This is a genomic window from Verrucosispora sp. SN26_14.1 (assembly GCF_004307965.1).
Lineage (GTDB): Bacteria > Actinomycetota > Actinomycetes > Mycobacteriales > Micromonosporaceae > Micromonospora.
This window is the reverse complement of the sequence record NZ_SISL01000142.1, coordinates 1-12,900: the sequence shown is the minus strand read 5'-3', so window position 1 is coordinate 12,900 and position 12,900 is coordinate 1. Positions and strand designations below refer to the sequence as shown.

13 protein-coding genes are annotated in these 12,900 nt (G+C 71.5%); 9 read left to right on the top strand and 4 right to left on the bottom strand.

The window, feature by feature from the left end:
* Positions 1-62: 62 nt before the first annotated feature.
* Positions 63-881 carry a sugar phosphate isomerase/epimerase gene (locus EYA84_RS14860; RefSeq protein ID WP_131053662.1) on the top strand — a complete coding sequence of 273 codons (819 nt, stop codon included), beginning with the start codon at positions 63-65 and terminating at the stop codon, positions 879-881.
* Positions 882-932: 51 nt separating this feature from the next.
* Here EYA84_RS14860 and EYA84_RS14855 read toward each other — a convergent pair whose 3' ends face one another.
* Together EYA84_RS14855 and EYA84_RS14850 are read right to left on the bottom strand one after the other, a co-directional pair.
* Positions 933-1,385: a cellulose binding domain-containing protein gene (locus tag EYA84_RS14855; protein ID WP_131053660.1), complete on the bottom strand. Its 453-nt coding sequence runs from the start codon at positions 1,383-1,385 to the stop codon at positions 933-935.
* 117 nt (positions 1,386-1,502) lie between these two features.
* Positions 1,503-2,411, bottom strand: coding sequence for a 5'-3' exonuclease (locus tag EYA84_RS14850; protein WP_201272394.1), 909 nt, complete (start codon positions 2,409-2,411; stop codon positions 1,503-1,505).
* 94 nt (positions 2,412-2,505) lie between these two features.
* Here EYA84_RS14850 and EYA84_RS14845 point away from each other — a divergent pair, with 94 nt between their 5' ends.
* The 3 genes from EYA84_RS14845 to EYA84_RS14835 all read left to right on the top strand — a co-directional run bounded on the left by EYA84_RS14845 (position 2,506) and on the right by EYA84_RS14835 (position 4,743).
* Positions 2,506-2,886 carry a VOC family protein gene (locus tag EYA84_RS14845; RefSeq protein ID WP_131053656.1) on the top strand — a complete coding sequence of 127 codons (381 nt, stop codon included), beginning with the start codon at positions 2,506-2,508 and terminating at the stop codon, positions 2,884-2,886.
* Positions 2,887-3,029: 143 nt separating this feature from the next.
* Positions 3,030-4,172 (top strand): acyl-CoA dehydrogenase family protein, encoded by a 1,143-nt coding sequence (locus tag EYA84_RS14840; protein WP_131053655.1) that lies wholly within the window; start codon positions 3,030-3,032, stop codon positions 4,170-4,172.
* Between the two features lie 64 nt (positions 4,173-4,236).
* The gene (locus EYA84_RS14835; protein ID WP_131053653.1) at positions 4,237-4,743 is read left to right on the top strand and encodes an Lrp/AsnC family transcriptional regulator; all 507 of its coding nucleotides are present in this window, start codon (positions 4,237-4,239) and stop codon (positions 4,741-4,743) included.
* On the opposite strand, the gene EYA84_RS14830 is transcribed toward EYA84_RS14835, so the two are convergent.
* Positions 4,673-5,284 (bottom strand): histidine phosphatase family protein, encoded by a 612-nt coding sequence (locus EYA84_RS14830; RefSeq protein ID WP_131053651.1) that lies wholly within the window; start codon positions 5,282-5,284, stop codon positions 4,673-4,675. The genes EYA84_RS14835 and EYA84_RS14830 overlap by 71 nt on opposite strands.
* A gap of 195 nt (positions 5,285-5,479) precedes the next feature.
* On the opposite strand from EYA84_RS14830, the gene EYA84_RS14825 reads away from it, so the two are divergent.
* Positions 5,480-7,153 (top strand): ATP-binding cassette domain-containing protein, encoded by a 1,674-nt coding sequence (locus tag EYA84_RS14825; protein ID WP_236145769.1) that lies wholly within the window; start codon positions 5,480-5,482, stop codon positions 7,151-7,153.
* A gap of 864 nt (positions 7,154-8,017) precedes the next feature.
* A complete protein-coding gene (locus tag EYA84_RS14820) occupies positions 8,018-8,215 on the top strand; it encodes a CsbD family protein (RefSeq protein ID WP_131053649.1) in 198 nt (65 codons plus the stop codon).
* Between the two features lie 103 nt (positions 8,216-8,318).
* Here the strand turns inward: EYA84_RS14820 and EYA84_RS14815 are convergent, their stop codons facing one another.
* Positions 8,319-9,728, bottom strand: coding sequence for a KamA family radical SAM protein (locus EYA84_RS14815; protein WP_131053648.1), 1,410 nt, complete (start codon positions 9,726-9,728; stop codon positions 8,319-8,321).
* 173 nt (positions 9,729-9,901) lie between these two features.
* On the opposite strand from EYA84_RS14815, the gene EYA84_RS14810 reads away from it, so the two are divergent.
* The 3 genes from EYA84_RS14810 to EYA84_RS14800 form a co-directional block, all read left to right on the top strand.
* Positions 9,902-10,957 (top strand): zinc-binding alcohol dehydrogenase, encoded by a 1,056-nt coding sequence (locus tag EYA84_RS14810; protein ID WP_131053646.1) that lies wholly within the window; start codon positions 9,902-9,904, stop codon positions 10,955-10,957.
* A 4-nt stretch (positions 10,958-10,961) separates the two neighbouring features.
* Positions 10,962-12,518 carry an amidohydrolase gene (locus EYA84_RS14805; RefSeq protein ID WP_131053645.1) on the top strand — a complete coding sequence of 519 codons (1,557 nt, stop codon included), beginning with the start codon at positions 10,962-10,964 and terminating at the stop codon, positions 12,516-12,518.
* A gap of 5 nt (positions 12,519-12,523) precedes the next feature.
* Positions 12,524-12,900 (top strand): lysine 5,6-aminomutase subunit alpha TIM-barrel domain-containing protein (locus EYA84_RS14800; RefSeq protein WP_255446619.1); only part of this gene is annotated, 377 nt, incomplete at its 3' end.

Below are 12,900 nucleotides of genomic sequence, written 5' to 3'. Positions count from 1 at the left end.
ACAGACGCCGAGCAGGCCGCCGCCCGCGCCCGGGCCTTCTTCCAGGTGGCGGGGGTGGCCCAGTGAGCGCCGGTCGCCCGGAGCTGGCCCGCTTCTCGTTCAACCAGGCCACCGCCACGCACTGGGCGCTGCCCGACGTGGTGGCCGGGTGCGTCGACGCCGGGGTGCCCGGCATCGGCCTGTGGCGCGAGCCGGTCGCCGAGTACGGCGTGGACCGTGCCGCCAAGCTGGTCCGCGACGCCGGGCTGGCGGTCACCACGCTGTGCCGGGGCGGGTTCTTCACCGCCGACGACTGGTGGGACGAGAACCGGCGCGCCGTCGACGAGGCCGCCGCGCTCGGCGCGCCCGTGCTGGTGCTGGTCTCCGGCGGACTGCCCCCGGGCAGCAAGGACATCGACGGGGCCCGGGCCCGGGTGGCCGACGCCGTCGCCGAACTGGCCCCGTACGCCGACTCCGCCGGGGTGACGCTCGCCATCGAGCCGCTGCACCCGATGTTCAGCGCCGACCGCTGCGTCATCTCCACCCTCGGCCAGGCCCTCGACATCGCCGAACGGTTCGACCCGGGCGTGGTCGGCGTGGTGGTGGACGCCTACCACGTGTGGTGGGACGACACCGTCCACGACCAGATCGCCCGCGCGGGGGAGTGGATCGCCTCGTTCCAGGTCTGCGACTGGATCACCCCGCTGCCCGAGGGCGTACTGCTGGGGCGGGCGCTGCCCGGCGACGGCTGCATCGAGCTGCGCCGGATGCGCGAGGCGGTCGACGCGGCCGGCTACACCGGCCCGATCGAGGTGGAGGTCTTCAACGCGCAGGTGTGGGCGCGTCCCGGCGCGGACGTGCTGGCCGCCTCGATCGACGGCTACCTGCGCGAGGTGGTCTGATCGCAGCTCGCGCGCGCTCCGCGCCCGAGCTGATCCGGGCTCGTCGTCCTGTCAGGTGTAGTAGGCGACCTGACAGGGCGTTCCGCCGACTTCGAAGGCGGTCGGTCGCTGAGTCGCGATGAAGGCGACGCCGCTGAAGCGCATGATGGCAGATGCGCCGGGCGCGAGGGTGTTGGTGTACGGAGGCCACGCCGGAGTGAGTGTGCCGGTGGTGCCCACGAGAGTCAGGGTGGCGTTCTCCGCGTACGCGTGGACGTATCCGGGGAGCGGTGCGGTGAAGCGGACGGCCCAGTCGACGAGGGGCGCCGAGCCCGTGTTCACCACCACGACGGTGGTCATGTAGGCGGAGCCGTGCATGACCACGGAGACCGGGCAGATGACGGTGGCCGGGTCGGCGGTCGATGAGGGGTTCGCCGTGGAGGCGCGGGCGAGCGTCGTCGGCGCCAGCACGGTCACGCAGACGGCGGCCAGCAGCGCCGGCCACAGGGCGCGGAATCTGACCATGGCGGGATCCCCCGATCGAGTCGACGACACATCAATTGTCTTCTGTCGATGCGATGCCCCGTCCAGAGGTGCGCGCGATAAACCCCGTATGTGAGTTCTCGTGGAACGGAGTGTCGGTCAGCCCGTCGTGGTGCGGTTGGCGAGGGCGTCGACCAGGCGGCGCGTGGAGCCGGCCAGGTTCCACCGCTCGGCCAGCTCGACCAGGCGTTCCGGGTCGGCCGGTGCGGTCGGCAACTCGGTGGGCAGCGACGGCAGCGGCACGTCCAGGGCGACCCGGACCACCTTCGGTGCCACCGCCAGGTAGTCGCGGGCGGCGTCGAGCTTGGTGCGCAGGCCGGGCGCGAAACCGGAGGCCGGATCGTCCAGCGCGGCCAGGATGCCGCCGATGTCGCCGTACCGCTCGATCAGTCGGGCGGCGGTCTTCTCGCCGACACCGGCCACGCCCGGCAGCCCGTCACTGGGGTCGCCGCGCAGCGCGGCGAAGTCGGCGTACCGGTCGGCGGCCACCCCGTAGCGGGCCCGGACGGCGGTGTCGTCGCAGTCGTCCAGCTTGGCCACGCCCCGCCCGATGTAGAGCAGCCGCACCCCACGGGCGTCGTCGACGAGCTGGAACAGGTCACGGTCGCCGGAGACCACCTCGACCGGCCCGGGTTGGGTGACCGAGAGCGTGCCCAGCACGTCGTCGGCCTCGTATCCGGTCGCGCCGACCACGGTGATGCCGAGGGCGTCGAGCACGTCCAGGATCATCGGCACCTGCGGGCTGAGGGTGTCCGGCACGACCTCGCCGCCCTCGGGGGCCACCCGGTGCGCCTTGTACGACGGCAGCAGCGCGACCCGCCAGTCCGGCCGCCAGTCGTGGTCCATCGCGCACACCATCCGCCCCGGTCGCCGGGTGCGGACCAGTTGGGCGAGCATGTCGAGGAAACCGCGCACGGCGTTGACCGGCTGGCCGTCTGCGGTCCGCGCGGCCGACTCGGGGATGCCGAAGTAGGCCCGGAAGTAGAGACTGGGCGCGTCGACGAGCATGATCGGGGTCTGCTGTGCCACGCCCGACAGCCTGGCACATCCCACCGACGTTCGCGGTCGACGGCACGTCGACGGCGCGATCCAGGAGGACGCGATGACCACGACGCCCCGACTCGCGCTGACCACGGTCAACCTGGACACACCCGACCCGGCGGCGCTGTCCCGCTTCTACGCGCGACTGCTCGGTTGGACGGTGGAGGTCGAGGAGGCCGACGACGTCATCCTGCGCGGGCCCGAGGGCGGGGTGGGCCTGTCCTTCCAGCGCGAGCGGGCGTACGTGCGGCCGACCTGGCCGGCCGAGGCGGACCGGCAGCAGATGATGATGCATCTGGAGGTCGGGGTCGAGGACCTGGCCGCCGCCCTGGAGCACGCGCTGGCCTGTGGTGCCACGCTGGCCGAGTTCCAGCCGCAGGACGACGTGCGGGTCTGCCTGGACCCGCACGGCCACCCGTTCTGTCTCTGGCTGATGGACTGACCGCGAGGCCGGTCGGTCGGTGGTCGACACGACCCGCACCGTCCGTGCCCGTCACCCGAACGAACGTTAAGCTGAGCGGGTGGGAGCCAGAAGCTGCCACGGCGTACGACAGCTCACCACCATCCCACGGAGCTCACCACGCTATGACCGTCGACCGGATCCTGCCCACCGAAGAGGCCCACGACCTGCTGGAGCTGGCCACCGAACTCGCCGACCGCGAGCTGGCCCCGAAGGCCGTCGAGTTCGAGCAGCGCGCCGAGTTCCCCCGCGAGCTGCTGCGCACCCTGGGCCGGGCCGGTCTGCTCGGCCTGCCCTATCCCGAGGAGTACGGCGGCGCCGCCCAGCCGTACGAGGTCTACCTCCAGGTGCTGGAGATCCTGGCGAGCCGCTGGTTGGCGGTCGCCGAGGCGGTCAGCGTGCACACGCTCTCCTGCCACCCGGTCGCCACGTTCGGCGACGACGCCCAGCGCAAGCTGCTGCCCGACATGATCGGCGGCGAACTCCTCGGCGCGTACTGCCTCTCCGAACCGCAGGGTGGCTCGGACGCCGCCGCGCTGACCACCAAGGCGGTCCGCGACGGCGACGCGTACGTGGTCACCGGCACCAAGGCCTGGATCACCCACGCCCAGGTGGCCGACTTCTACAACGTCTTCTGCCGCACCGGCGTACCCGGTCCGCGGGGCATCTCCTGCCTGCTGCTCGACCGGGCCACTCCCGGTCTCCACCCGCAGGCCGCCGAACGCACCATGGGACTGCGGTCGTCACCGGTGGCGCAGCTCGTCCTCGACGACGCGCGGGTGCCGGCGGAGCGGTTGATCGGCGGCGAGGGCGCCGGCTTCACCATCGCGATGTCCGCCCTGGACTCCGGCCGCCTCGGCATCGCCGCGTGCGCGGTGGGGTTGGCCCAGGCGGCGCTGGACTACGCGGTCGGCTACGCCCGCGAACGTCGCCAGTTCGGCCGTGCCGTCATCGACTTCCAGGGCCTCGGCTTCACCCTCGCCGACCTGGCCACGCAGATCTCCGCCGCCCGGGCGTTGACGCTCGCCGCCGCTCGGCTGCGCGACGCCGGACGGCCGTACTCGATCGAGGCGGCCAAGGCGAAACTCTTCGCCACCGACGTGGCGATGCGGGTGACCACCGACGCGGTGCAGGTGCTCGGCGGCGCCGGGTACGTGGCCGACCACCCGGTGGAGCGCTACATGCGGGAGGCCAAGGTGCTCCAGATCGTCGAGGGCACCAACCAGATCCAGCGTCTGGTGATCTCCCGGGCCCTGGCCAAGGAGTGACCGCGCCTGCCCTCGGGTGGGTTCGTCGTCGCGCGGACGGGCCTTTCCCGGTAGGTTGCACGCCGTGGAGGAGATCGACCGGGCCATCGTCGCCGCGCTGACCACGGACGGCCGGCAGTCGTACACGGATCTCGCGGAGAAGGTGGGTCTGTCCGTCTCGGCCGTGCACCAGCGGGTACGCCGGCTGGAACAGCGCGGTGTGGTCAAGGGCTACACCGCGCGGGTCTCGTTCGAGGCGCTCGACCTGCCGTTGACCGCGTTCGTGGCGATCCGGCCGTTCGATCCGTCGCAGCCGGACGACGCCCCGGTACGCCTCGCGCACCTGCCCGAGATCGACTCGTGCTACTCGGTGGCGGGGGAGGACTTCTACCTGCTGCTGGTGCGGGTGGCCGGTCCGGTCGACCTGGAACGCGTACTCCAGGAGATCCGGACCGCGGCGAACGTCACCACCCGGACGACGGTGGTGCTCTCCACGCCCTACGAAGGCCGCCCGCCGAAGATCAGTGGCGAGCCGTCGAGTCGCTCACGGTCGCGGGCGGCGGGGGAGGCGGCTGGTTCCACCGGAGGATGACCCGCCGGCCGTGCTCGTGGCCGAGCACGCTCATGGTGGCGGTGTCCAGCCGGAGCAGCCCGCCGGCCGACGGCGGCAGGCCGATCCACCGGGCACCCAGCACGCGCAGCGAGTGCGCGTGCCCGACCACCACGACGGAACCCCGGTCGAGCAGCGGATGCACCGTGGCGAGCAGCCGGTCGAGGCGTTCGCCGACCTCGCTGGGCGACTCCCCGTTGGGGCATCCGTCGGTCCACACGTTCCAACTGGACCGTTCGTCGTGGATCTCGGCGGTGGTCCGGCCCTCGTAGTCGCCGTAGTGCCACTCGGCCAGATCCTCGTCGGTACTGGTGACGGTCAGCCCGGCCAGTTGCGCGGTGAGCAGCGCCCGGCGGCGCGGGCTGCTCAGCACCGCGGCGAACCGCCGGCCGGCGAGCGCCGGACCGAGCGCGCGGGCCTGTCGCTCACCGTCGGGCGTCAGCTCCAGATCCGTGTACGAGGTGTGCCGGCGACTGGCGCTCCAGGTGGTCTCGCCGTGTCGGACGAGCAGGATCTCGCTCATGTTCTCAGTCAACCAGGAGTCGGATAGGATCGTGGCCATGTACTCCTGTGCCTTCTCGATGAAGCCCTGGTCCGGCCGCTGACGGCGGCAGGGTTGACCGGCTTCTTCTAGCTCCACTCTGTGTCGCCGTCCTGGTGTTCCCGCCGGGCGGCCTGATCACGCTGCCCGGCTCCACGACGAGCCGAAGAGCGCAGAGTGAACAATCTTGAACTGAACCCCACCCAGGACTCGACCCCCGGCCTGCCGGCCGGTGACCGGGCGCATGTCCGGGCCGAGGGCGTACGCGTGGTGCTGGGCGGACGGGTGGTGCTGTCCGACGTCAGCGTGACCGTCTCCGCCCGTTCGCGGCTGGCGGTCGTCGGCGAGAACGGCCGGGGCAAGACGACCCTGCTCCGGGTGCTGATCGGGGAACTCACCCCGGACCAGGGCACGGTGGAGCGCGTCGGCACGCTCGGCGTGGCCCGGCAGGCACTGGAGGCCCGCAGCGGCGAGACGGTGGGCACCCTGGTCGCCGCAGCGATCCGGGAGTCCCAGGAGGCGGTGCGGGCGCTGGACGACGCGGCGACGGGACTGGCCGAGGGCCGGCCCGGCGCGGACACCGCGTACGCCGTCGCGCTGGACGCGGCCACCCGACTGGACGCCTGGGATGCGGAACGCCGCGTGGACGTGGCGCTGGCCGGGCTGGACGCCTGCCCGGACCGGCAGCGCCCGCTGTCGACGTTGTCGGTCGGCCAGCGCTACCGGGTCCGGCTGGCCTGCCTGCTCGGGGCACGGCACGACCTGCTGATGCTGGACGAGCCGACCAACCATCTCGACGCCGACAGCCTGGCCTTTCTCACCCTGCGCCTGCGTCAGCACGCGGGCGGGGTGGTGCTGGTCAGCCACGACCGGGCCCTGCTCGGTGACGTGGCCGAGGAGTTCCTCGACCTCGACCCCAGCGAGGACGGCCGCCCACGGGTCTTCGCCGGTGGGTACGCCGGCTGGCAGGAGGGCCGTCGCCGCGAGCGGGAACGCTGGCTGCACGACTACGAGGCCCAGCAGGCCGAACACCAGCGGCTGGCCGAGGCGGTGAACGAGGCACGGCAGCGGCTCAGCACCGGCTGGCGGCCGGAGAAGGGGCACGGCAAGCATCAGCGCCAGTCCCGGGCGCCCGGGGTGGTGCAGGCGTTGCGTCGCCGTCAGGAGGACCTGGACGCCCACCGGCTCACCGTGCCCGAGCCGCCGCTGCGCCTGCGCTGGCCCGAGCTGCGGACCCGCCCCGGGGTGCCGCTGCTGCGCTGCGACGACGTGACAGTGACCGGGCGGCTGCACCAGCCGGTCACGCTCACCCTGGACGGTGGGGAGAGGCTGCTGGTGACCGGGCCCAACGGTGCCGGCAAGTCGACCCTGCTCGAGGTGCTCGCCCAGAACCTCGAACCCTCCACCGGCGCCGTCCGGCACCTGGGGCGGGCCCGGGTGGCGTACCTGGGACAGGAGGTGCCGGCCTGGCCGCCGGCCGCGCTCGCCCGCGACCTGTACGAGCAGCACGTGGGTCGGCTCCAGTCCGCAGGTCGGCTCCGGGAGGCCGACCGCCTGCCGCTGGGCGCGACACACCTGCTGGACCGGGAGGCGCTGCGTACTCCGGTGGGCCGGATGTCGCAGGGGCAGCAGCGGCGGCTGAACCTGGCCCTGCGCCTGGCCGAGCTGCCCGATCTGTTGATCCTCGACGAGCCCACCAACCACCTCTCGGCGCTGCTGGTGGACGAGTTGACCGCCGCGCTGCGGGAGACCTCGGCGGCGGTGGTGGTCGCCACCCACGACCGCCAGATGCTCGCCGACCTGGCGGACTGGCAGATCCTGTCGCTGGGAGCCGCCGAGGCGTCGCCCTGACGGACGCTCCCTGTCCGGCTGCTCGACGGTGCGGTGGTGAGTGGTGGCCAGGTCGTGGTCTGGCCACCACCGCCCCCTACCCCGAAGGACGCTGGGCCCATGACCTGACCCGCCCATCCTTCGGGGTAGGGCTTCGGGGTAGGGGCACTGTCGAGCTGATGGCACGGACGGATCAGGCGACCTGCCGCGTCGCTCGGCCCGGCGAGGGTGACCTCTCGCCCGCCTTTGCTCTGCTTCAACCACTGCTTCTGGGCGCGGACCGTTGCGGTGGTTGAAGCAGAGCAGGAGGGTCTGCGCCTGGACGAATCGGTTCAAGATCTTGGACAGTCTCCGTTTCGAGCTAACGGAAACTGTCCAAGGTTCCCTTTCGAGGGGCGGTGGTGGGATCCCGTTGGTGGCGTCCGTGCCAGAGGCGGCGCGATGTGACGCACGAACGGAGGTGGTCGGCAAACCGGCGGCCGACGGAGTGGGCGTGTCGGAGGCCGGACGGGGATCGGGCTCCACTCCAGGACGAGGGGTGGGGAAGTGGGAACGCGGGCGCGGCCGGAGACGACGGCTGGGCGCATGACGTCTCAGCTGGCCGGCGGGAACCGGCAGACCAACTGCGCTACCAGTCGTCGCTGACCAGGGCAGGGACTTCCGATAGCAGGGACGGTTCAGCTCGACAGCGGCCATAGGGCAGGTCAACAGCCCGCTGAGGGCGGCGGCAGCTCGCGACGATCAGTACACCTAGCTTCCTAGGATGCCCTAGCGGATGTGCATAGCACCACCGCTCCGAGAACAGTTTCAGATCATCGGGGGCGGGGACACGACCGTGAGGAGCGCAGCGGATCGCTGCGCCGCCGAGGCAGGCAGGGAGGCGACATGAGCTTCACCGACAAGGCGAAGAACAAGGTCGAGGAACTGAGCGGCGCCGCCAAGGAGCGCGTCGGCGACATGACCGACAACGAGCGCATGCGTGCCGAGGGCGCCAGCGAGCAGTCCGAGGCCCGTGCCCGTCAGGCCGGTGAGAAGGTCAAGGACGCCGGCCGCGACGCCAAGGACGCCTTCACCAAGAAGTGACCGTACGTACGCCGAAGCGGGCCACCGGAACGTTCCGGTGGCCCGCTTCGCGGCGTGGCGTCAGTCGGTGGAGGAGGTACCGACCGGGCTACGCCGGGTCTGGTCAGTCGTCGCGGTGGGTCCGCCACCACTGTTGGCCGGTGTCCGGCAGGGTGTCGATCGGGTCGTAGTACGCGTACCGCTTGTTGAGGGCCTCCAGGTCGGCGGACTCGATGGAGGTGCGGTAGTTCTTCGTCCAGTAGGAGATGCCGCGTTCGCGGTCGTACTCGGTGATCATGTGTACCCAGCGCTTGCCGACGAAGGGCACGTCGCAGACGATCCGGGGCGTGGCGTAGCCGGGCAGGTAGCCCATGATGTCGTGCTGGAGCTGTTGGGCGTGCCAGACCGGGACCCGCCAGTGTTCGGCGTTGGGGATCATGTCGCACATGTAGAAGTAGTACGGCAGAATGCCCGTCTCGCCCTGGAGCGCGAAGCAGAGGTCGAGCAGTTCGGTGGTGCTGGCGTTGACGCCGCGCATCAGCACGCCCTGGTTGCGCACGTCGCGTACGCCGACGTCGAGGGCGGTCTGCGCGGCCTTGGCGACCAGTGGGGTGAGCGACTGGGCGTGGTTGACGTGCGTGTGGATGGCCAGGTTGACGCCCCGTCGGGCGGCGGTGCGGGCGACCCGCTCCAGCCCCTCCACGACGTCGGGCTGGAGCCAGTGCTGGGGCAGACCCATGAGTGCCTTGGTGGCGAGCCGGATGTCGCGGATGGTCTCGATCTCCAGCAGGCGCATCAGGTACGACTCGAGGTTGCGCCACGGGACGTTGGCCACGTCGCCGCCGGAGACCACGACGTCGCGTACGCCGGGGTGGGCCTTGAGGTAGGTGATGTGGGCGTCGTACCGGTCGACGGGTTTGAGGGTGAGTTTGAGTTTGTCGACGGCGGGGGTGGAGTTGCCGACCAGGTCCATGCGGGTGCAGTGTCCGCAGTACTGCGGACAGGTGGAGAGCAGCTCGGCGAGGACCTTGGTGGGGTAGCGGTGGGTGAGGCCCTCGGCGACCCACATGTCGTGTTCGTGCAGGGAGTCGCGGGTGGCGTACGGGTGGGAGGGCCAGTCGGTGCGTCGGTCCGAGGCGACGGGGATCATGTATCGCCGGATCGGGTCGGCCAGCAGCGTCTCGGTGGTGGGTGGGGCGTCCGGCACCATGGTATTGATCATTTGGGGTGGTACGAGCATGGACATGGTGGCCAGGGCGCGTTGGTCGGCGTCGAGGTCGGCGTAGAAGCTCTCGTCGACGGTGTCGCCGAGCAGGGCGCGGAGCTGCTTGATGTTCTTGACGCAGTTGACGCGCTGCCACTGGGCGCTTTCCCACTGGTCGCGGGTGACGTCGCGCCAGCCGGGGAAGCGGGTCCAGTCGGGTTCGACGAGGCGGTGGCGGCGGTATTCGTAGGGCTGGCCGGTGGGTGCGGTGGTGGGGGCCGGCTCGGGTGTCGCCGGGGTGGCCTGCACCGGCGGTTGGGTCTGGGTCACGGCCCCTCCTGCGGGTGTGTCGATGGTCGTCCGACCTGGGTGCAGGTCGGTCCGGGTTCGTCAGCGGACCGAAGGTTACTGGAAAATATTCGGTACAGGAATTATTCTGCCGGAAGTTTTCCCGTCATGCGAGTTGATGTCGGGGCTTCGGGCGGTCGGACAGGGAGGTTGGCGTGACGTCACCAGTAGGTCTGCACCGGGTCGTGGAACCGGCGGGTGTGCTGCCGCAGGCGGCCTGGCGGTTGGACGCGCGGTCGGAGATCGGCCCGAACGAGGTGCGGATCTCGGTCGAGCGGCTGAACCTGGACGCGGCGAGTTTCCGCCAGTTGCGGGACAAGCACGGTGGTGACGGGGACGCGGTGCGCGCGGAGGTGCTCGACATCATCGCGACGCGGGGCAAGATGCAGAACCCGGTGACCGGGTCGGGCGGGATGCTGATCGGCACGGTGGCGCAGGCGGGGCGTCGGTCGCCGTTGGGGTTCAAGGCCGGTGAGCGGGTGGCGACGCTGGTGTCGTTGACGTTGACGCCGCTGGTGATCACCGACGGCTTCGCGCGGTGGGACGGGCTCAGCGAGCAGGTGCCGTGTGAGGGGTGGGCGATCCTGTTCGCCCGGTCGATCGCGGCGGTGCTGCCGGAGGATCTGGATCCGCAGTTGTCGCTGGCGGTGCTGGACGTGTGCGGGGCGCCGGCGTTGACCGAGCGGGTGGTGCGGCGGTATGTGGCGGAGCGGCCGGCGGGGTTGGGGCCGGTCTCGGTGGCGGTGATCGGCGGTGCGGGCAAGAGCGGTTCGTTGTCGCTGGCGGCGGCGCGGCGGGCGGGTGCGGGTCGTACGGTCGGGGTGGTGCCGGTGGTCGCGGAGCGTGACGCGTTGGTGGCGGCGGGCCTGGCCGACGAGGTGGTGGTGGCCGACGCGCGGGATCCGGTGGGGTTGTCGGTGGCGGTGACCTCGGCGTTGGGAGTGCCGGCGGACGTGACGGTGGTCTGCGTGGACGTGCCGGGGTGTGAGCACGGCGCGGTGTTGGCGACCGCGGACGGCGGCACGGTGGTGTTCTTCTCGATGGCGACGAGTTTCGCGGCGGCGGCGTTGGGTGCGGAGGGCCTGGCGGCGGACGTGACGATGCTGGTGGGCAACGGGTATGTGCCGGGTCACGCGGAGCTGGCGTTGGGTCTGCTGCGTGAGGTGCCGGGCGTGCGTGGGCTCTTCGAGGCCCGGTTGGCGGCAGACTGAGGCCATGACGAAGAACCCCTCGACGTTGTACCGGGCCGGCGTGTTGCACTGCCCGGCGGATCCGTCCGCGACGGCGCTGTTGGTGCGGGACGGGCGGATCGTCTGGTTGGGTGCCGGGGCGGATGCTCCGGCGGCGGACCGGGTGGTGGATCTGGGTGGGGCGTTGGTGACGCCGGCGTTCGTGGACGCGCACGTGCACGTGAGTGACACGGGGTTGGCGTTGTCGGGGCTGGATCTGTCCGGGGTGCGGTCGGCGGGGGAGTTGCTGGCGGCGGTGGCGGCGTTCGCGGCGGGTTTGCCCGCGGACGCCGTGGTGCTGGGGCACGGGTGGGACGAGTCGACGTGGTCGGTGCCGGTGCCGCCGGTGGCGGCGGAGGTGGATCGGGCGGCCGGTGGTCGGCGGGTGTACCTGTCGCAGGCGTCGATCCATTCGGCGCTGGTGTCGTCGGCGTTGTTGGCGGCGTGTCCGGAGGCGGTGACGGCGCCGGGGTACGACGCGTCGGGGTGGTTGCGGCGGGACGCGCATCACGTGGTGCGGGCGGTGGCGCGGGCCTCGGTGTCGCGGGCGCAGCGGGTGGCGGCGCAGCGGGTGGCGTTGCGGCATGCGGCGTCGTTGGGGATCGCGGCGGTGCACGAGTGCGGTGGGCCGGAGATCTCGGACGAGGAGGACTTCACGGGTCTGTTGGCGCTGTCGGGTGCGGGGGTGCCGGAGGTGTACGGGTACTGGGGTGAGTTGGGTGGTGCGGCGCGGGCGCGTGAGTTGGGTGCGGTGGGTGCGGGTGGGGATCTGTTCGCGGATGGGGCGTTGGGGTCGCGGACGGCGCATGTGTCGGCGGCGTACGTGGATGGGGAGGGGTGTGGTCACGGGTATCTGACGGCGGAGCAGGTTCGTGATCATTTGTTGGACTGTGCGGCGCAGGGGATGCAGGGCGGGTTCCATGCGATCGGGGATGCGGCGATCTCGACGGTGTTGGCGGGGTTCGCGGGGGCGGCGGAGAAGCTGGGTACGGAGCGGGTGCGTGCGGCGCGGCATCGGATCGAGCATGCGGAGATCGTGGATCGGCGGTTGATCGCGGGGTTCGTGGAGTTCGGGGTGGTGGCGTCGATGCAGCCGGCGTTCGACCGGTTGTGGGGTGGTGCGGGTCGGATGTACGAGGCGCGGTTGGGGTTGGCGCGGTCGTTGGCGTCGAATCCGATGGGGGCGATGCACGGGGTGGGGGTGGCGTTGGCGTTCGGGTCGGATTCGCCGGTGACGCCGTTGGATCCGTGGGGGTCGGTGCGGGCGGCGGTGGCGCATCACAACCCGGTGCAGCGGATGAGTGTGCGGGCGGCGTTCGCGGCGCATTCGCGGGGTGGTTGGCGGGCGGTGCATCGGGACAGCGAGGGGGTGTTGGCGTTGGGGGCGCCGGCGACGTTCGCGGTGTGGTCGTCGTCGGCGGGGGTGCAGCGGGGGCTGCCGGTGTTGGTGGCTGAGGATCCGCAGCAGGATCCGCTGCCGTTGCCGGTGTGCCGGGCGACGGTGTTGCGCGGTGAGGTGATCTATGAGGAAGGGTTGTCGTGACTGAGGTGGGTGGCTTCGCGGCCGGCAAGTTGGATCTGGACCCGGTGGTGGTGGCGCGGGCGCGGGAGTTGGCGCGGCGGGTCGGGCAGCCGGTGGTGGAGTTGGCGCGGGGGCACACCACGGTGTCGGTGGAGCGTGCGGTGTTGCGGTTGGCCGGGGTGACGGGGGCTGATCCGGACGGTATTCCGTGGGTGAACCGGTTGGTGGACGCGGTGGTGGCGGATGTGGGGTTGGGGCACGGGGTGGCGGTGCCGGTGTTCGAGGCGTTGGCGCGGGAGCGGGTCTCGGATGTGACGTTGCTGGCGCAGCAGGCGGCGGCGGGGTCGGTGCGGTTCGTGGTGCCGTCGGGCAGGTCGGCGTCTGTCTCTTATACACAGATCCG